Source organism: Vibrio sp. 1F279 (genome assembly GCF_041439815.1).
GTDB classification, from domain to species: Bacteria; Pseudomonadota; Gammaproteobacteria; order Enterobacterales; family Vibrionaceae; genus Vibrio; species Vibrio tasmaniensis_A.
Genome location: NZ_JBGOOU010000022.1, coordinates 42,008 through 60,127, shown reverse-complemented (window position 1 = coordinate 60,127; position 18,120 = coordinate 42,008). Strand labels below are relative to the sequence as shown.

Here is an 18,120-nt window from a genome sequence, read left to right as displayed (position 1 = left end):
TTATGACAAAATTAAGTGACCTATTGGCAATCGAAGACGAAGTAGTAAAGCAGGCTTCTCTAAAGAAGATGTTCATGCCCTATACGGAAGATGTCTGTGTTGAAGGGTTTGAAAAAGAAGCGCTAACGATCTTGCTCAATCTCAGTTCAAGCCATCAAGCGGATAGATGCTCGGATTGGTTGGATGTTGCCCGTGCTAAAAGGCATTTAAAAGCCGCAGAGAACCTAGAGGCATCCCTTGATGAGGTCAAATGGTTCCACACTCATAATCTCAAGTTTCCAGACTGCCGAGTTAAAGATCAGCGAATAATTGCACAGCCTCTTGTGACAACCGAGGCATTTATTTCAAGCGCAGCATTAGAGCAACGCTTGGGGTGGGCGCATAACTCTGCAGTGTATCGCCATACATTGTGGTTATTGAATCCTTTCCGCTGGCAATCACAGTCCGAGAGTCTTCTTTCACTTGTTCAGCAAGAAACCCCTGTTTGGGTTGAGCTGCTCAAAGAATTTGGTTTAGGTGCTAATTCACTTGCTCGCTTAAAACATACAATTGAAGAACAGCTCCCTGAAAATAGTTTTCCTGACAGTATCAGCACTTACAGCAAGCAACTGCGGTTTCCATGGGGGGATGATTATGTTTCGGTGACCCCAGTGGTCAGTCATGCCATCCAAAGAGAATTAGAAGTGAGATCGAGAAGTCGAGAAAGTAAGCTAAGCTTTGTTTCTTCATCGCTGCCAAACTCGGCAAGTATCGGGAATCTGTGTGGCAGTTTAGGTGGGTATATGAAAGTCTTAAATTACCCGCTAGACGTCAAACCAGCGCAGGGTGGGACGTTAACTGAAAGTCGCAAAAAGAGTGGCCGCTACTTTGATGACTATCAGGTAAATAACGCCAAAATTTGTCAGGTGTTAAATCACTTAATTGGATCAGAACCATCAAAAACACAGAAGCAAAGGGAGAGCGCTCGTAAGGTTAGAAGTAAGATATTGCGAAAGCAGATAGCCTTGTGGATGCTTCCATTAATTGAGTTAAGAGATATTGTTGATGCTGACCCTAATCAACAGCAATTGGAACGTGATGACACTTTAGCTCAAGCCTTTTTGACCCAACCAGAATCGGATCTGGGCTCTTTAGCTAGTGAGTTTAACCGTTGCTTACATCTCGCGTTTCAGAATAACAAGTATGCCGCCAAGTTTGCCTATCATCCTAAGCTAATGCAGGTCGTCAAAGCCCAAATCGTATGGATACTTGAACAGCTCAGTAAACCAAATGGCAATGAAGATAAGGTAACGTGTGAGCAGTATATCTATTTGTCATCAATGAGAGTGCAAGATGCGGTCGCAATGAGTAGCTCATACCTGTGTGGCGCTCCTTCTTTGACGGCTATTTGGGGGTTCATGCACCATTACCAAAGAGAGTTTAATAAGCTAGTTAATTGTGATTCCCCGTTTGAGTTTTCGAGTTTCTCTTTTTATGTTCGAAGCGAGAAGATTCAACCGACAGCGAAGCTTACCGAACCCAACTCAGTCGCGAAAGCGCGAACGGTTTCGAACGCTAAGCGACCAACCATTCGTAGTGAACGATTGGCGGACCTAGAAATAGACTTAGTTATCAGAGTCCATAGCGACACCCGAATTTCAGATTTTAAGTCCGCGCTTAAAACGGCACTTCCCGTTGCTTTCGCCGGAGGGGCATTATACCAACCACAGCTATCGACGCAGATTGAGTGGTTAAGGACATTTACCAGCAGGAGTGAGCTTTTCCACGTCATAAAAGGGTTACCAGCATACGGGCGATGGTTATATCCAAGTGAAAACCAGCCGAGTGATTTTGATGAGCTAGAGCGTTTTATTACTAAAGACGCTGATAATTTGCCAGTTTCTATTGGCTACCATTTGTTAGCACAACCAACTAAACGGGGCAACTCAATCACCAGTTGTCACGCTTATGCAGAGAATGCGATAGGGCTTGCTCAGCGAGTAAACCCGATAGAAGTACGTTTTAGTGGAAGAGATCACTTTTTAAAGCACGCCTTTTGGTCGATAGAATGCAGTAGCGAAACTATTCTTATAAAAAACTATAGGGATTAATCGTTTATGGAACTTTGCACTCAGCTGAACTATGTTCGATCACTCTCTGCTGGCAAAGCATATTTCTACTATCTATCTAAAAGTGGTGAGATGTGTCCCCTTGAAATTGATAGAACTAGGCTGCGAGCACCAAAGGGTGGTTATGCAGAAGCATATAAAGGGGGCAAGTTTGTAAAAAAGAATGTTGCTCCACAAGATTTAGCTCACTCCAATCCTCAGTTCATCGAAGAGTGTTATGTAAAGCCAGGTGTCGATGATATCTATTGTGCATTCCCCCTTCGAATTCGAGCAAATTCTCTAACCCCAGATATCTGTAGTGACGATGAAGTGCGCAGTAAACTTTCGTTACTGGCTAATACTTATAAAGAGCTCAATGGCTATCAGGAACTCGCTCATCGATACGCGAAGAATATACTACTTGGCAGTTGGCTTTGGAGAAATAGAGAGTGTCGACAATTGTCGATAGAAGTGACCACCAGTGATTCGCAAACCTTGACTATAGAAAACGCAACAAGGCTTTCTTGGTATGGTCATTGGGATGAGGCTTCAGCAGAATGCCTAGAAAAGCTCACAGCCTATTTGATGCGAGCCTTTTCCGATCCGACCGAATATTTCTACATGGATGTCAAAGCTAAAATTGGAGTTGGTTGGGGAGATGAGGTTTACCCAAGCCAAGAGTTTTTAGATAGCCGAGAAGATGGTGTTCCGACTAAGCAGTTAGCTACCGTCGAACTATTGAACGGAAAGGAAACCGTTGCGTTTCATGGTCAAAAAGTTGGAGCCGCGTTGCAATCGATTGACGATTGGTGGCATGAAAACGCAGATAAACCCTTAAGAGTGAACGAATATGGGGCAGATCGAGAATACGTTATAGCAAGGCGACACGTGTCCCATGGAAATGACTTCTATCAACTGCTCAGAAATACAGAGAACTGGATTGAAAGTATGACAGCTTCTCAAGTCATCCCAAATGATGTGCACTTCATCATGTCTGTCTTGCTCAAAGGCGGCCTATTCAATTGTTCTAAAGCGAAGTAAGGGATAGATATGACTAAGCGTTACTATTTCTTAATACGTTACATGCCTGCACAAGCCGACCATGAATTATTGGCTGGAAGGTGTATATCCCAAATGCACTTGTTTATGGTCAATAACCGACAAGCCATGAATAAAATAGGTGTGAGCTTTCCCGACTGGAGTGATGTTACGGTTGGTCAAACCATAGCTTTTGTTGCTGAAGATAAAGAGGTGATGATTGGGCTCTCTTTTCAGCCTTATTTTTCTTTGATGATAAATGAGGGTTTATTTGAGGTATCTAGTGTTTGTGAGGTGCCAGACACTGCGGCTGAGGTGAGGTTTGTCCGTAACCAAACGATCGGGAAAAGCTTTTTAGGCTCTAAGAAACGCCGAATCAAGCGTAGCATGGCGAGAGCCGAACTATCTGGTGTTGAACCATCGTTACCAGTAACGAACGAAGAGCGTGTCATCGATAGCTTCCATCGAATACCAATCTCCAGCGGTTCATCAGGGGAAAGTTATATTTTGTTTGTACAAAAGGAGTTTGTCGGTGAGCGCGGTGCAGCAAACTTTAATAGCTATGGTTTAGCCACAAACCAAGAAAGAAAAGGGACGGTACCTGAGTTACGTTTTTGCCCCTCTTTCTAAAGCTCTTTTTAGAGAAGTAAAAACAAGGGCTTACAGAAGTAAGAAGAAAAAGGGTACTTTGGTTAATTATGACTTAAAGCACGCTGAATCAGGTGGTTAGAGACTATATTCTACAGTGTCCTGCCGAATAGGCAGCTAAGAAATATTTTGACTGAAATTGAAGGTTTTGAGTTAGGTGTCCTGCCGAATAGGCAGCTAAGAAAGAAAGACAAGTTCACATGATGTCTAATGGTCAGTGTCCTGTCGAATAGGCAGCTAAGAATAGGCCAGGAAGAAAGCAACCTGCCTGCTGAACAAGCAGTTAGAATAAAAACCATCAAGTTTAAGCTTGGTGGTTTTTGTTTGTTTACAACCGGTTTTATTCGTCCCATTTTCTAACATGGAAATGCCGCGAAGTTTGTTTCAGCGCATTCACTCTAACGGTAGTCTAGCTGAATTTGCTATACTGTAACTTATCTGAAACCCCTGCTAGGTTGTATGAGATGAGCAAGAAAAAGCTGACCGAAAAAGAGCTGTTAGAAGGGATTACTCCTTATAATGCCCACAGTGATTTACTCACCAAGACCGAAACAAAGCCTGATTTGGTGTCTTTCGCCGACGAGGTAGAGCGGATTACAGATGATTTAATGGCTAACCGAGATGAGGTTTTCGATGAGCTTAGTTCAGGTTTGGTGAACCCAGATATTTTTCTTTCAAACCTCAAGTTAGCACTTGATCGCCTTCCTTATGGTGATATTGAGCTTTGTGATTTGGGCAATGAAATTGGTCGGGTTATAGCTAATTTTAATTCACCAAATAAGACACTCTTACGTGAAGTAACTCATGGTATTGAACATGGTTTTGACATGATTAGCAAAGAAAGAGGAACTTCGAATGAATAAGCTTGATGAATGGGTCGACAACAATATGACATTAACCAGTATCATCATAATGGTTGTGGGCTTAATACTCGGATACATCCTTTTCTAGTATCAATTACTAAGGTTTCGAGGAAAAACTCAGTTGTTGCCAATTCTGCAACAACTCCAATCTTCTAATTGTGCAACAGCCTGTTGCACAATTGCGGTACAACCTGTTTCGTGAATTATTTCTGCCCCATTTCATTTCAGGACACCCCCCTTACGCTATAACGAATAACTCAGTATGCTATAAATAATCTAATCTCATTTTGAATGGAAAGGCGTACTATGAGCAAAAAACGGTTGTCTGAAAAAGAACTGCTGGAGGGGATGACACCCCTTACTGCGCATAGTGATGATCTAGCCGAGGTAACATTGGATGAGTTGGGCCTTGAAATCTCTGAAAGTGATTACAAGGCCGCGTTAAAGCGAATTGAATCACTGTTTGATGTGGCCGAACCTAGCACTCCTGAAGGTGAAGAGCTAGAAAGGCTAGCGGCATTGGTTGAAGAGTATGAGGAAAAGCACTTCCCCATTTAATAACTGCAACGCACTTCTGCCCCGAACCTTCACGGGGCGAACACCTTTAAACCAATCATCTGAAACACGTTTTTGCCCCAGAGTTGCTTAGCTCTATAATCTTGACTCGTTACGGTTGTCATTTATTGATCTACTATGGTGTGTTAGGCCGATAGTGTCTGCATTTTGTGGACTGCTTATCCTATCGCAGAATTATATACAGCTACTTGTGCAAAGCTTGGCTGCGATGGATAAATGGTTCAAAGGATTACGTAAGGAGTTTTAGATGGATAAGTTCTGGTATATGTTGTCTGTCTAATAGCTGCTATACCTCTCGAATATGACACAAGTCTAGTAATTGTTTAAGCAATGAAATTATAATCTATCACTCTGAAAAATATAAAAAGGTTAAATATGGCATCAATGAACAGAACTGAAAGAGCACAGTCTTACCTTGATAGGCTTTTAGCATCTTCCAATCCTAAAGAAGAACTAGAAAAAATAATTCGAGATATAGATAGTTTAGTTTATGCGTCTTCTAAAAAGCCACTCGATGAAGCGGAAAAAATCCGCATTATCGAAGAGCTAGAACGTCTTATTAAACAATTACCGTATCCAATTTCTGAAAGTCGTTCTCAGCCGAGTTTAGAGCATTTTCAGAAAAGCGGTACAACAGCTTCAGATAACAGCGATATTCTTGATGTCATCAGTGCAATGAAACGAAGTAAAGGTGGGAAATGAGCTTAGAACCATCTGATATCGTTGCATTTGGAAGCTTGTTGGTGTCAATCGGTGCAGCATATTTCGCCAAGACTTCAAGTAAAGCTGCCAATAAAATATCTAAAGAAAACTTAGACTTACAACATGGCATGGTAGAGTTAGAGATGAGGCAAGCTATCGAAAGTGCAAAGTCAAAAGTCAACGATATATCAATTATAATGGCTCCTCTAGTCGCTAGAGAGGAAAGTGAGCAAGATTTAAGTGTTGAGGACACTAAAACATTGGAGATCTATCGAAAAAACTTCAATGCTGCTGTTCAAACGCTTATGAACACATACGATGATGCTTGTTCTAAATACATTGATGGTAAGGTCGACAAAGTTAGATTTAAGAAAAACTATCGCTACGAGATACGAAATTTATTGGAAAATAAAGAACTTAAAGAATACTTTGACCCTTTAACATCACGATACAAGCCAATTCTCAATGTTTACACTGAATGGGAAAATATGGAGTAAAAGGTATATAAAACGGTCAAGGATTCAACATGCTCGGTACTTTTCCTAATCTACTAGAAGCGTTTTAATGCGCCAACTCTAAAACGCTTCTGTCCAAGGACGTGCTGACACCGATCTTGGTGTTCACAACTTCCACCGATCTTGCCAAATAGCGTCTTTGTGTCAAAACTTTTCAGGGGCATAGTACAAGTTATAGGATTTTCTAAGTTCAGGACCGTTTTTTGATGAAGTAAGCTCCCAATTGTCCAACAGCCTGTTGGACAAATCAGTCAGAATCAAAAATGCCCTTAGTGTGCTTCGAATAATGTTCTACACTATGGCTTGTCGTCCACTATGCTTTAGACCTTTTACTTATTCATGGGCTTTACCTTATTAAAAGTTGTCCATTCTTCTAACACTGCCTGCTTTGAATCTCTGTTATGTAATATAGGATGAAAGCCTTTCAGCCTATTGAAATTACGAATAATAACCCTCATGTATATCAATGCCTTGCATAGGTGAGGTTTGTTTTTCTATTAATTTAAACTGAGGCACACATGTCAAAGAAAGAAAATGCTAAAAAAGTAGGAAAGTGGCTACGAGAAAATGCGGACCCAAAGCTTTCAGAAACTAGAACTGGTGGTGATGAGCCAGCAGTTAAGGAAGATCGAGAGTATCTTAATCGAAGTGAATTATATGAAGTAAGGGATGTAATTGTTCGCTATATTGACGAGGCGGATAAATCATACTCAGATACTATTTGTAAGAATGCTTACAATAAAATCAAAGAGTTTCGCTCAAGTTCAAAAGTTAAAACTCAAGATTTCATAGATCATCTGCATGGTAAACTAGATAAATAATTTAATAGGGGCTTTTAGCCCCTATTGTTTACTTTACTGATAGCTGAATAGCCTTCGAATTTGTAGACTGTAAGTGTTCATTTTTTTCAACCTCAACTTATTCAAAGTCACCTGATGAGAGTTGAAACTCTAAATCATCTCTATCCAAAAGTTTGTTACACACATGTCGATTATGTCTGCTAGAGGATTAATTTGGAGCGTAGTAAATTTACTACGTTGAATCTTAGTCGTTGTTCAAATTTGCAGACTTTCGATGCAATGTTATGCGAACTTATACTGCAAATAGTATTGTAAGTCTTTGATGTTTTGTTCGAGTTATGCTGACTTATCCTGCAAGCATCACATTAAAAAAGCCGCTCTTAATGAGCGGCTTTTTGCTATCTGCACTATGAGTTTTCAGACTCGACTTTTACTGTAGAGTCACAATAAAAGTGACTTTACTATGTTCGACCAAACTAAGAAATTATCCCACCCCTATAAGTTCGTTAGTTTATTATTGCTACTGCAGACTCGGAGCTTCGTGAGTTGATATCTGCCGTTTGCGATATGACTTGAGTTAGCTTTTCCAAATTTCTCCGTCAACGAGAACTGCTTGTGTATGATAGCTATCATTTAGAATTGTTGCTGCTGCAATATATCCTTCTTTCAAGTAACCGAGGGAGCTCCCACTTCGCAACGCATGTGCAGGGTAAGTCGATGCCATTTTAAAAGCTTCTTCTTCATCAATTCCCCATGCAATAATATTAGCAACAGATTGATCCATGCCAATATGCGCACCAGCTAGGTTGCCATTCGAATTGACCAATTTGTTCTCAACAACTTTGATAATTTCGTTGTTGAGAACGAAGCTATTGTCTGCGCTACCGACTGAGCCCATAGCATCTGAGACAATTAGCAATTTCCCTTTCGGTTTTGCTCGGTGGGCAAGCTTGATGTTTGTAGGGGCAACGTGAATCCCATCGGTAATAATTGAGCACCACGCGTGATCAGTCGTTAACGCTGTGCCAACAACGCCCGGCTCTCTGCCGGTTAGAGGAGACATTGCGTTGTATAGGTGTGTGAAGCCATCAATATGGGATAAGGTTTCTTCGCTTAGTTGCTGCTCTGTTGCATTACTATGGCCACAAGACACCAATACCCCTTTACGAGAAAGCCAGTCAATAGCGGCCGAATTTACAGCTTCAGGAGCTAAAGTAATAAGCGTTTTTCCCTGAGTTAGCCAAGGAAGGTCGAGGAGTCCAGCGACGGTAGGGTCGTAAAAATGACTGGTATCATGAGCGCCTTTTTTTTCCGGGCTTAACCATGGTCCTTCTAAGTGGACACCCAATACGCCCTTAGTTTTATTTTCTAGAGCGGAACGAGTAGCCAACAAGGCTTGTTTGATCTTTTCTGAACTGTCGCTGATTAACGTAGGTAGCAAGTAAGCAGTACCATGTTTTCTATGGGCATGGCAGATGGTTTCAATGCCTTTGACGTCGGTTTGTTGGTTGAACATGACACCGCCGCCACCGTTTACTTGGAGGTCGATAAACCCTGGTGTAAGCGTAGATGAAGGGTAGCGTATGACTTCGGCTTGCGCAGGAATACGATTCTCAGGCACGATTGAGACGATGTGGTTTTCCTGCCAAAGTAATGCGGATTCGTAGTGCATCTTCTCACCATCAAAAATACGCAGCGCTGAGATTGCTTTGAGTGTCATGAATAGTCCTTTCGCTCTTAATTGAAGAGCAGTCTTGATAAAATACGTGGTATATACAGAGCCCAAATACACTTAAACTCAGTGTTCAAAAAGAGCGGCGGCCCCTAATAGGCAAGCATCATGATTGCCCTTTGCTGGTGCTAACTTGACTTGAAATGGACGCGGACGCATCTCAATGTGCTGTGCTACCCGCTCTAAATAACCAGCCGCAAGACCCACTCCCCCCCCGATTACGATCACATCTAAATCAAGGGTGGCTTTTAAATTACAACATAACGTGGCGATAGCTTGGGCGCTTTGCTGAATAATGTGTTCGGCAGAGGGGTTAAGGTGCGCTTGCTCAAAAAGTTCGACGTTAGAAATGGTGTTATTAATTGTCTGTTGGGCGTATTTATTGATGGCTGTCCCTGAGGCGATGGCTTCGACACAACCTCTTTGACCACAGCCACAAATTGGCCCGTTGGGATCAATCACTAAATGACCTATATGTCCGGCAAAGTTGTTTTGTCCGCGATGAAGCTTCCCATCAAGAATCAAGCCGCCACCGACACCGGTTGATACCGTTAGATAGGCCATGTTTTTTTCTTGATCGGTTAAGTGCAAGTATTCATACCATGCCGCTGCCTGCGCATCGTTTAGCATTGCGACTGGCTTGCCTGTTTGTGCTTTGATTTCAGTATGGAGTGGGAAAGGAGTGGGAAAGGCCAATGTGTCTGGGTTAATGGCGCTGATCCCTTGTTCTGTAACCAACCCCGTAGTGGAGATGCCAATTTGATCCACATCTTCTAACCAAGGTTCGCAGTGCTGCAGTACATGGTTTGCAAATTGATTTGCAGAAGTTACGTCAATGGTCGGGATTTGCATTCGCTCACAGAGCTTGCCATTTGAGACAAACCCCAACGCGATTTTTGTGCCGCCAATGTCAATGGCTAGGATGTTCATTATTACGCCTCTACTGCTTGAGTTGCTTTATTAAACCAGTTCGTTACGACTTCTAATCGTGTCAAGGCTGAACCAACGGTTACTGCTGTTGCACCACACTCAATGGCCTTAGCGGCAAGTTCAGGTGTGTTGTACCTGCCTTCTGCCATAGTAAAGAAACCCGCTTTAGAAAACTGTTTAACCAGTTCAAAGTCTGGTTCAGTTGGTTCACTTTCTCCAACATAACCTGACAACGTTGATCCAATGATCTCGACGCCATGCTGATGGGCCCAAAGACCGTCTTCAAAACATGAACTGTCCGCCATCGCAAAGCAACCTGTTTCCTTAATTGCGGTGACGATTGCATCGCGGCTTTCTGGTCGAATTCGGTCAGTTGCGTCAAACGCTATGATGGTTGCCCCAGCCTCTGCCAGTGCAGTGACATCGCTGCAATAAGGCGTAATTCTTACCGGACTATTCTCTAAATCACGCTTCACAATACCAATAATTGGTATGCTGACATGTTCAGAAACCGCCTTCACATTGTTGATACTTTCAATGCGGAGTGCTTTCGCTCCAGCTTGTTCTGCGGCTTGTGCCATTGCGACAATAATCTCAGTTTTCGCAAGTGGGCTGAGTTCAACTGGTTGAATAGAGACAATGGTTTTTCCGTGTAAAATGCCTTTTAAGTCATTGATACAAATTGCTTTATTTCTCACGATGGGCCTCGTCTGTATAAGTTTTGTCACGGTATTACTTGAATGCATCACAGCAATGAATGAGCAACTGTAGTGCTATTTGAATTGAATATCTGTCCGTGATCACATTTTGTTAAATCTAGGTTTGAAAATAATCTTCACCGCAATAATAACCCATAACGAAGATTTTTTTCAAACAAAATAAAAATTTTTTTTGAAAGTGGTGAAATCAGACCGAAAACCAATATAAGGGAATAATATGAAAGCCATGAACAAAATCACTATTGCTATGCTGACTCTCGGATTTGCTGTTTCTACACAAGCGGCTACAACGCTTAAAATGGGGATGCAAGCCTCAGTAGGCTCTGTGGAATACACTTCTGCGAAACTGCTTGCGGATACCATTGACGAGATGAGTAACGGGGACATCAAACTGTCACTTTTTCCAAGCGCACAGTTAGGTGATGACCGCGCAATGTTACAACAGCTAAGCCTAGGTGATTTGGATATCACTTACGCAGAATTTGGTCGTATGGGTCTTTGGATTCCTCGCGCAGAAGCCGTAACATTGCCATACGTTGCGAAAGACTATGAGCATCTACGCCGTATGTTCGAATCTGATTTTGGCCAAGGCATCCGTGAGGAAATGTTGACTAAGTTCAATTGGCGAGCGCTAGATACTTGGTACAACGGAACACGTGAAACAACGTCTAACCGCCCTCTTGAATCAATCTCAGACTTTAAAGGCTTGAAGCTTCGTGTTCCAAACGCTAAACCAAACTTAAACTACGCAAAACTGTCTGGTGCATCCCCGACACCAATGGCGTTTTCTGAAGTGTACCTAGCACTGCAAACCAACGCCGTTGATGGCCAAGAAAACCCATTGCCGACCATTAAAACAATGAAGTTCTATGAAGTTCAGAAGAACCTCGCGATCACAAACCACATTGTGAACGATCAAATGGTGATCATTTCTGAGACAACTTGGCAAAAACTGTCCGAGGCTGATCGTAAGATCGTGACTGCCGCGGTAGCGAAAGCGGGCGCTGCTCATACTGCTTCAGTGAAAAAACAAGAAGCTGAGTTAGTTGCTTTCTTTGAGTCTCAAGGCGTGAATGTTACTTACCCCGACCTTGCTCCTTTCCGTCAAGCGATGGAGCCGCTATACACGAAGTTTGAAGACAAAATTGGTCAGCCAATTGTGAAAAAACTGGCGAGCATGTAAGCCATCGTCTATTGGTAGTAAATAAGCTTGGCTGGCCATTAGAGGCCAGCCTTGGAGCTAAAAAATGTTACGTAAGATTATTGATAATATCGAAGAGATCATCACCGTGCCTTTAATGGCCATTCTGCTCCTAGTACTGACTTGGCAGATCGGAACCCGTTGGTTATTGAATGATCCTTCGCTTTGGAGTGAAGAGCTCGCACGAGTTCTTTTTATGTATATGTCGTTAATTGGTTGTGCGATGGCCATCAAAACGGGCTCGCACGTCAAAATTACTTTTTTCTCAGATAAATTACCCAACAAAATACGCTTTTCGTTAGCGTTTACTTTGGAGTTAGCTGTACTCGTGTCTATTTTTGCCATCATTTATTTAGGCTACCAGCACGTTCAACGTACCGCTTTTTTTGAACTGATCACGTTAGAAATTTCGAGTAAGTGGATGAATTACAGTTTACCACTTGCGGGGCTGTTTATGGTGGCACGTCAACTGGAAAAAATGGTTCAGTTAGTCGGTGAGTTTCGTGTAAGTACAGCTAAGTCATCTGAACAATCATCTCAAACAGTCGTTAGGTAGGAGTCATTATGGCAGGTTCAATTTTTGGCTGGTTAGCACTTCTGTTTGCAGGGATGCCCGTCGGTTTTTCACTTATTTTCGTTGCACTCGTATTTTTGGTATTGACTCAAAGTACCGGAATTAACTTCGCGGCTCAGCAAATGCTGGGTGGCATCAACAACTTCACTTTGTTGTCGGTTCCGTTTTTTGTATTAACTGGGCACTTAATGAACAGTGCTGGTATTACAGAACGTATTTTTAACTTTGCTAAATCCATGGTCGGGCACATTACCGGTAGCTTGGGCCATGTAAATATTATGGCAAGTTTACTTTTCTCTGGCATGTCTGGATCGGCGCTTGCGGATGCGGGTGGCCTTGGGCAACTTGAAATCAAATCAATGCGAGATGCAAAGTATGATGATGACTTTGCTGGTGGATTAACCGCCGCTTCTTGCATTATTGGTCCTTTGGTTCCACCTTCTGTGCCGCTTGTCATTTATGGTGTGGTTTCAAATACATCGATCGGTGCTTTGTTTTTGGCGGGAGCCATCCCTGGATTGATGTGTGCAGCCTCATTAATGGTAATGAGCTATTTCATCTGTAAGAAACGTGGCTACATGACCTTACCTAAAGCGACTCGTGGTGAGCGATTTAAATCACTAAAAGAAGCTTTCTTGTCTTTGTTGACGCCAGTTATCATTATTGGTGGCATTTTCTCCGGGAAATTCACTCCAACAGAAGCGGCCGTTGTTTCTTCTTTATACGCTTTGTTCTTAGGTGTTGTGGTTTACCGTCAAGTTACGCTTACAAGCTTTGTCGGTATTTTAAAAGAAACCGTTAATACCACTGCCGTTGTCGCGTTGATGGTCATGGGGGTAACGGTATTTGGTTGGATTGTGGCTCGAGAACAATTGCCTCAAATGATGGCTGACTATTTCTTAACAATCAGTGATAACCCGCTTGTACTCTTGCTACTGATTAACTTACTGCTCCTGTTTTTGGGCACATTTATCGAATCGCTAGCCTTGCTTCTTTTATTGGTTCCGTTCCTTGTACCTGTTGCCGCGGCTGTGGGTATTGATCCGGTTCACTTCGGTGTAATGGCTATTTTGAACTTAATGATTGGTATTTTAACTCCGCCAATGGGCATGGCTTTGTATGTGGTTTCGAAGGTTGGAGACATTCCGTTCCATACCTTGACCAAAGGGGTCATTCCACTTTTGGTGCCATTATTTATCGTGCTGGCACTTATTGCGGTATTCCCTCAATTCACGCTTTTTCTTCCAGAATTGATGCTTGATTACGGAAAGTAGCCGCAGATTAAATAAACGACTAAGTAGATGGAATGGGTTCCGGTTTATTCCATATTTAAGACAATAAAATTAAGGTAAGAAGATGAAAAAGTTATCTGGACTAATTGCAGCGCCACACACACCGTTTGATGCCGCTAACAGAGTCAATTTTGGTGCGATTGACCAAATTGCAGAACTGTTAGTTGATCAAGGAGTAACGGGCGCTTACGTGTGTGGAACAACGGGTGAGGGGATTCATTGCTCGGTTGAAGAACGTAAAGCAATCGCGCAGCATTGGGTTAAGGCTGCTGCTGGTAAATTAGATCTCATTATTCATACTGGTGCGCTAAGTATTATTGATACGTTAGAGCTTACTCGCCACGCAGAGGGTTTGGATATTCTCGCGACATCGGCTATTGGTCCGTGTTTCTTTAAACCAGGCAATGTTGAAGATTTGGTCGAATACTGTGCGCAAGTTGCGGCCGCCGCGCCTTCAAAAGGATTTTATTATTACCACTCTGGTATGTCTGGCGTAAATGTCGATTTGGAACAGTTTCTAATTCAAGCCGATGATCGTATTCCTAACTTATCGGGTGCAAAATTTAACAACGTCGATTTGTATGAATATCAACGTTGTGTACGTGTAGCCAATGGTAAGTTTGATATCCCGTTTGGTGTTGATGAGTTTTTGCCCGCTGGTTTGGCTGTTGGGGCTGTGAGTGCTGTCGGTAGTACTTATAACTACGCTGCACCACTTTACTTGAAGATCATTGAAGCATTTAACAAGGGCGATCAAGTTCAAGTCGCAGCGTTAATGGACAAAGTAATTGCGCTTATTCGTGTGTTGGTAGAATACGGCGGCGTAGCAGCGGGTAAAGCCGCGATGGAATTGCATGGTATTGATGCCGGTAATCCTCGCTCCCCAATTCGCCCGTTAACGGCAGTACAAAAAGCCGATGTTGTAGCAAAAATGCGAGACGCTGACTTCTTGTAACAATAAAAGGGGGGGAATCCCCCTTATAATGCGCTTTAAGGTGGGGGGCTATGTCATTGTTTTATGGAGTCTGTTATTTTGGATCAAGCATTAAGTATTTAAAGGGGCCAATGTGAATACGCCTAAAAATTTATTAGTCAGAATGCGTTCAAATATAGAACCCTTGAGTAAAAAACTCACTATTGTGGCTAATTACATTATTGAAAATGCACACGATGTGCAATTTCAAACAATCACGGAACTTGCCAAAAATACTCAAACCAGTGAAGCGACAGTAGTCCGTCTGTGTCGTGATATGGGATATAAAGGGTATTCCGACTTCCGTATGGGGTTGGCTATCGATTTAAGCCAAACGGCTAGCCAAAATGCGCCAGAAATTGAAGGCGATATTTGCGACGTTTCCGCTCAGAATGCGGTAGCAAGTTTGAATGATACCGCCAAGCTAATTGACAGAAAATCGTTAGAGAGGATCTGTACGCTTGTTCATAACTCTAGTTTTATCAGCTGTGTTGGCGTTGGTGCATCGAGTATTGTAGGGCGATATCTTTCTTTTCGTTTGTTAAGAATTGGTAAAAAAGTCACTATGTATGAGGACACTCACCTTGCCGCAATGAATGCAGTTCGTTGTACTGAAGGTGATTTGTGGATATCTGTGTCCAGTTCCGGTTCGACCAAAGAGGTAGTCCACGCGGCGACGCAAGCGTATAAGCGCGGAGTTCCTGTCGTCTCCTTAACGAACATTAGTCACAGCCCTTTGTCTGCCATATCTACTGAAATGTTAGTGGCAGCAAGGCCTGAAGGCCCACTGACTGGAGGCGCGTTTTCTTCTAAAGTTGGTGCTCTGTTGCTCGTTGACGTATTGGTTAATACCTTGCTCGACATTTATCCAGAATACTCAGAGTCCGTTTTGGAAACAGCAGAAGTTGTCATGCCACTTATGACAACTTAATAAGCTAAAACTCATTTCTACCCAAAGCCTGCAATCGTAGGCTTTTATTTTATTTCTATATGAAAATAATTTTTTTGTTAACTTGATCTTATAAAAATAATTTCCTTCGATCAATACTGTGTATGAATCATAAACAAGAGAGTCATACGTATTCTCATTAACTGAATGACTGATTAGAGCCATTCAAATAAGGAAATTAATATAATGAATAAACGACACTTCAATCGCTTGGTTATGCCACTTTTGGCTGCTTCGGTATGCCTTAGTACAGCGTCTTTTGCAAAAGACCAATGGCCTGATTTACCTGTTGGTATGAAAAGCGGGATCAGCGCTCAAGTAGGGAGCAAGCTTTACGTGGGCTTAGGGTCTACCGGGCAAGACTTCTACATGTTGGATCTGGAGTATGTAAAGAAAGGCTGGCAAAAGAAAGCGGATTTCTCAGGGCCTGCGCGAAGTGGTGCAACAGCAAGTGTCGTTGGTGAAAATATTTATGTTTTTGGTGGCTCTGGTAAGAACAATTCCAGTGATGCGGCTCCTGTCCTTTTTGATACCGTTTACCGCTATGACGCTGGCGACAATACTTGGGCCCGTGTGAATACTCAGACGCCAGTAGGGTTACTCGGGGCGGCTTCGTATTCGCCTGATAACAAACAAGTGCTGTTTTTTGGCGGCTATAACAAAGGTTACTTTGATAAATACTTGGCAGACATTAATACGACAAGCAGAAAAGATCAGCCTGAAAAATGGCAAAAAATAGTCGATGACTACATGGGAATGAAGCCACTAGATTACAAATGGAATTCAAACGTTGTTAGCTATACACCTGAAACCGGGACATGGAAAGAGTTAGGCTCTTCTCCTTACCTGCCTAACTGTGGTTCCGCTTTGGTTAAGCAAGGTGCTAAGGCGACGTTGGTGAGCGGTGAGATAAAGCCAGGACTAAGAACTTCTGAAGTGAAGCAGTTTGCTTTTGGTGCGTCTCAACCTTGGATGAGCTTACATGACTTGCCTAAGCCATCAAACCAACAGACTCAAGAAGGCGTTGCAGGCGCGTTCGCCGGAGAAAGTAACGGTGTTGTGATCGTGGCGGGTGGCGCTAACTTCCATGGCGCGAAAGGGGCATTCGAACAAGGGAAAATGTTTGCGCATAACGGTTTTGGTAAAGCGTTTAATCCTGAAACGTATGTGTTGAAAAATGGGCTTTGGGCGCAATCTACCGATTTACCATATGGCCTGGCTTATGGGGCTTCTTTTACCACTGATGAGGGTGTATTGGTGATTGGCGGAGAAGATAGTAAGCGTGCGGCACGTAAAGAAGTGTATTTGCTTTCTTGGGACGGCAAAGCTGTTCAAGTCACTCATTAATTTACGGGGTTAAGTATGTCATTTTCTATCGTTACGTATCCTGACTTTCCCGTTGAAATTAAAAACGCTGTCGGTGCTCGAATTGGCGACCGAATCTTCGTAGGGTTGGGCAGTGCAGGAACGCAGTTTTATAGTCTAGATTTGAACGCAACTGAACGTGGTTGGAAATTGATGGCAGCGTTTACTGGTGTGGTTAGGAATGATGCCGTCATGGTCGCGAGTGGTAGTGCCATTTGGGTGTTCTCTGGCGCCGGATTACAGGAAGGTTGTGAGAGCGTCCAAGTGCTTACGGATATTCACTGGTTTGATATTGAAAACGACGAATGGCAAACGGTCGAATCGGAGATCCCAGTCGGTTTACTCGGTGCTAGCGGTTGTGAAATCGCACCTGGAAAAATCGCGTTTTGGGGAGGATATAACAAGCCCTTATTTGATGACTTTCTAGCGAAGCTAAGCAAGATAGACTCAGCGCTTGAACCCGAAAAACATCAAGCCGCTTTGGTTGAATTTATGTCGATGCTACCGGATCAGTACGGTTGGAATCAGGACATTTGGTTGTTCGATTGCGAAACGTTGCAATGGCGAATCCTAACAGAAAATCCATTTCCAGCTAACTGTGGTGCGAGCCTAATACAAGATGACAATCAGGTGGTGTTGGTAGACGGAGAAATCAAACCTGGGCTGCGCAGTACCCAAGTAAAACAATTTACTTTTTTGTCCATAGAAGAAGTGAAGAGCACTACGTTGCCGAGCATTCAAGATTCCCCCCAAGAGCATGAAGGTTTAGCCGGCGCGTATGCCGGGCTGGTGAAAGGCCAGTATTTGGTTGCCGGAGGCGCATTTTTCATCGGTAGCCAGAAGAAAGCGAGAGAAAAGCAGTGGTATACCCATCAAGGGTTAAGCAAGCATTATGCTGGTGATGTTTGGTGTTTACAGGAGCAACAATGGCGGCGGGTAGGTGAACTGCCCACAGGCCAAGCTTATGGCATCTCGATTTCCAGTGAACAAGGTCTAATTATCATTGGAGGTGAAAACGCAAAAGGACAAGGACTACAAAGTTGTTATTTGATTAATTGGCACGCATAAGCCGCTCCCCCTATAGGTGACTTACGCGTAAAGAGCCGACCCTAAACGTTATTTAATGGGTTCGGTTTGATTTAGGACCAATTGAACA

At 42.9% G+C, this 18,120-nt stretch carries 18 protein-coding genes; 15 read left to right on the top strand and 3 right to left on the bottom strand.

Annotated features, from left to right (window positions below):
- The first annotated feature begins 2 nt into the window (after positions 1-2).
- The 8 genes from ACED60_RS16050 (at position 3) to ACED60_RS16015 (ending at position 7,250) form a co-directional block, all read left to right on the top strand.
- Positions 3-2,090, top strand: a complete 2,088-nt coding sequence (locus ACED60_RS16050) for a type I-F CRISPR-associated protein Csy2 (protein ID WP_371727985.1) — start codon at positions 3-5, stop codon at positions 2,088-2,090.
- Between the two features lie 6 nt (positions 2,091-2,096).
- Positions 2,097-3,128 carry a type I-F CRISPR-associated protein Csy3 gene (csy3, locus tag ACED60_RS16045; RefSeq protein WP_371727984.1) on the top strand — a complete coding sequence of 344 codons (1,032 nt, stop codon included), beginning with the start codon at positions 2,097-2,099 and terminating at the stop codon, positions 3,126-3,128.
- Positions 3,129-3,137: 9 nt separating this feature from the next.
- Positions 3,138-3,755, top strand: a complete 618-nt coding sequence (cas6f, locus tag ACED60_RS16040) for a type I-F CRISPR-associated endoribonuclease Cas6/Csy4 (RefSeq protein ID WP_371727983.1) — start codon at positions 3,138-3,140, stop codon at positions 3,753-3,755.
- 482 nt (positions 3,756-4,237) lie between these two features.
- Complete coding sequence (locus ACED60_RS16035) at positions 4,238-4,636, top strand: hypothetical protein (protein WP_371727981.1); 399 nt, start codon at positions 4,238-4,240, stop codon at positions 4,634-4,636.
- A gap of 306 nt (positions 4,637-4,942) precedes the next feature.
- Positions 4,943-5,194, top strand: coding sequence for a hypothetical protein (locus tag ACED60_RS16030; protein WP_371727980.1), 252 nt, complete (start codon positions 4,943-4,945; stop codon positions 5,192-5,194).
- 393 nt (positions 5,195-5,587) lie between these two features.
- Positions 5,588-5,914, top strand: a complete 327-nt coding sequence (locus ACED60_RS16025; protein WP_371727979.1) for a hypothetical protein — start codon at positions 5,588-5,590, stop codon at positions 5,912-5,914.
- Positions 5,911-6,411 (top strand): hypothetical protein, encoded by a 501-nt coding sequence (locus ACED60_RS16020; RefSeq protein WP_371727978.1) that lies wholly within the window; start codon positions 5,911-5,913, stop codon positions 6,409-6,411. Before ACED60_RS16025 ends, ACED60_RS16020 begins: the two co-directional genes overlap by 4 nt.
- Positions 6,412-6,947: 536 nt before the next feature.
- Positions 6,948-7,250, top strand: a complete 303-nt coding sequence (locus tag ACED60_RS16015; RefSeq protein WP_102582368.1) for a hypothetical protein — start codon at positions 6,948-6,950, stop codon at positions 7,248-7,250.
- A gap of 556 nt (positions 7,251-7,806) precedes the next feature.
- Here ACED60_RS16015 and nagA read toward each other — a convergent pair.
- From nagA to ACED60_RS16000, 3 genes are all read right to left on the bottom strand, one after another.
- Positions 7,807-8,949, bottom strand: coding sequence for an N-acetylglucosamine-6-phosphate deacetylase (nagA, locus tag ACED60_RS16010; protein WP_371727977.1), 1,143 nt, complete (start codon positions 8,947-8,949; stop codon positions 7,807-7,809).
- A gap of 78 nt (positions 8,950-9,027) precedes the next feature.
- Positions 9,028-9,891: an N-acetylmannosamine kinase gene (locus ACED60_RS16005; RefSeq protein ID WP_371727976.1), complete on the bottom strand. Its 864-nt coding sequence runs from the start codon at positions 9,889-9,891 to the stop codon at positions 9,028-9,030.
- Between the two features lie 2 nt (positions 9,892-9,893).
- On the bottom strand, positions 9,894-10,574 hold the full coding sequence (locus ACED60_RS16000) for an N-acetylmannosamine-6-phosphate 2-epimerase (protein WP_371727999.1): 681 nt from the start codon (positions 10,572-10,574) through the stop codon (positions 9,894-9,896).
- 253 nt (positions 10,575-10,827) lie between these two features.
- On the opposite strand from ACED60_RS16000, the gene ACED60_RS15995 reads away from it, so the two are divergent.
- The 7 genes from ACED60_RS15995 to ACED60_RS15965 all read left to right on the top strand — a co-directional run bounded on the left by ACED60_RS15995 (position 10,828) and on the right by ACED60_RS15965 (position 18,032).
- On the top strand, positions 10,828-11,793 hold the full coding sequence (locus ACED60_RS15995; protein ID WP_371727975.1) for a sialic acid TRAP transporter substrate-binding protein SiaP: 966 nt from the start codon (positions 10,828-10,830) through the stop codon (positions 11,791-11,793).
- 64 nt (positions 11,794-11,857) lie between these two features.
- Positions 11,858-12,367: a TRAP transporter small permease gene (locus tag ACED60_RS15990; RefSeq protein WP_009847245.1), complete on the top strand. Its 510-nt coding sequence runs from the start codon at positions 11,858-11,860 to the stop codon at positions 12,365-12,367.
- An 8-nt stretch (positions 12,368-12,375) separates the two neighbouring features.
- Positions 12,376-13,659, top strand: coding sequence for a TRAP transporter large permease (locus ACED60_RS15985; protein WP_009847244.1), 1,284 nt, complete (start codon positions 12,376-12,378; stop codon positions 13,657-13,659).
- Between the two features lie 82 nt (positions 13,660-13,741).
- Positions 13,742-14,632 carry a dihydrodipicolinate synthase family protein gene (locus ACED60_RS15980; RefSeq protein WP_102257792.1) on the top strand — a complete coding sequence of 297 codons (891 nt, stop codon included), beginning with the start codon at positions 13,742-13,744 and terminating at the stop codon, positions 14,630-14,632.
- A 112-nt stretch (positions 14,633-14,744) separates the two neighbouring features.
- Positions 14,745-15,581 carry a MurR/RpiR family transcriptional regulator gene (locus tag ACED60_RS15975; protein ID WP_102257793.1) on the top strand — a complete coding sequence of 279 codons (837 nt, stop codon included), beginning with the start codon at positions 14,745-14,747 and terminating at the stop codon, positions 15,579-15,581.
- Between the two features lie 204 nt (positions 15,582-15,785).
- Complete coding sequence (locus ACED60_RS15970; protein ID WP_102257794.1) at positions 15,786-16,946, top strand: N-acetylneuraminate epimerase; 1,161 nt, start codon at positions 15,786-15,788, stop codon at positions 16,944-16,946.
- A gap of 15 nt (positions 16,947-16,961) precedes the next feature.
- Positions 16,962-18,032: a YjhT family mutarotase gene (locus ACED60_RS15965; RefSeq protein WP_102257795.1), complete on the top strand. Its 1,071-nt coding sequence runs from the start codon at positions 16,962-16,964 to the stop codon at positions 18,030-18,032.
- Positions 18,033-18,120: the final 88 nt, after the last annotated feature.

Coding starts and splice junctions, on each gene's coding strand:
- ACED60_RS16030 (WP_371727980.1), top strand. CDS start 4,943: ATGAGCAAAAAACGGTTGTCTGAAAAAGAACTGCTGGAGGGGATGACA.
- nagA (WP_371727977.1), bottom strand. CDS start 8,949: ATGACACTCAAAGCAATCTCAGCGCTGCGTATTTTTGATGGTGAGAAG.
- csy3 (WP_371727984.1), top strand. CDS start 2,097: ATGGAACTTTGCACTCAGCTGAACTATGTTCGATCACTCTCTGCTGGC.
- ACED60_RS15980 (WP_102257792.1), top strand. CDS start 13,742: ATGAAAAAGTTATCTGGACTAATTGCAGCGCCACACACACCGTTTGAT.
- ACED60_RS15990 (WP_009847245.1), top strand. CDS start 11,858: ATGTTACGTAAGATTATTGATAATATCGAAGAGATCATCACCGTGCCT.
- ACED60_RS16005 (WP_371727976.1), bottom strand. CDS start 9,891: ATGAACATCCTAGCCATTGACATTGGCGGCACAAAAATCGCGTTGGGG.
- ACED60_RS16035 (WP_371727981.1), top strand. CDS start 4,238: ATGAGCAAGAAAAAGCTGACCGAAAAAGAGCTGTTAGAAGGGATTACT.
- ACED60_RS16025 (WP_371727979.1), top strand. CDS start 5,588: ATGGCATCAATGAACAGAACTGAAAGAGCACAGTCTTACCTTGATAGG.
- cas6f (WP_371727983.1), top strand. CDS start 3,138: ATGACTAAGCGTTACTATTTCTTAATACGTTACATGCCTGCACAAGCC.
- ACED60_RS16050 (WP_371727985.1), top strand. CDS start 3: ATGACAAAATTAAGTGACCTATTGGCAATCGAAGACGAAGTAGTAAAG.
- ACED60_RS15985 (WP_009847244.1), top strand. CDS start 12,376: ATGGCAGGTTCAATTTTTGGCTGGTTAGCACTTCTGTTTGCAGGGATG.
- ACED60_RS15965 (WP_102257795.1), top strand. CDS start 16,962: ATGTCATTTTCTATCGTTACGTATCCTGACTTTCCCGTTGAAATTAAA.
- ACED60_RS15995 (WP_371727975.1), top strand. CDS start 10,828: ATGAAAGCCATGAACAAAATCACTATTGCTATGCTGACTCTCGGATTT.
- ACED60_RS16015 (WP_102582368.1), top strand. CDS start 6,948: ATGTCAAAGAAAGAAAATGCTAAAAAAGTAGGAAAGTGGCTACGAGAA.
- ACED60_RS16020 (WP_371727978.1), top strand. CDS start 5,911: ATGAGCTTAGAACCATCTGATATCGTTGCATTTGGAAGCTTGTTGGTG.
- ACED60_RS15970 (WP_102257794.1), top strand. CDS start 15,786: ATGAATAAACGACACTTCAATCGCTTGGTTATGCCACTTTTGGCTGCT.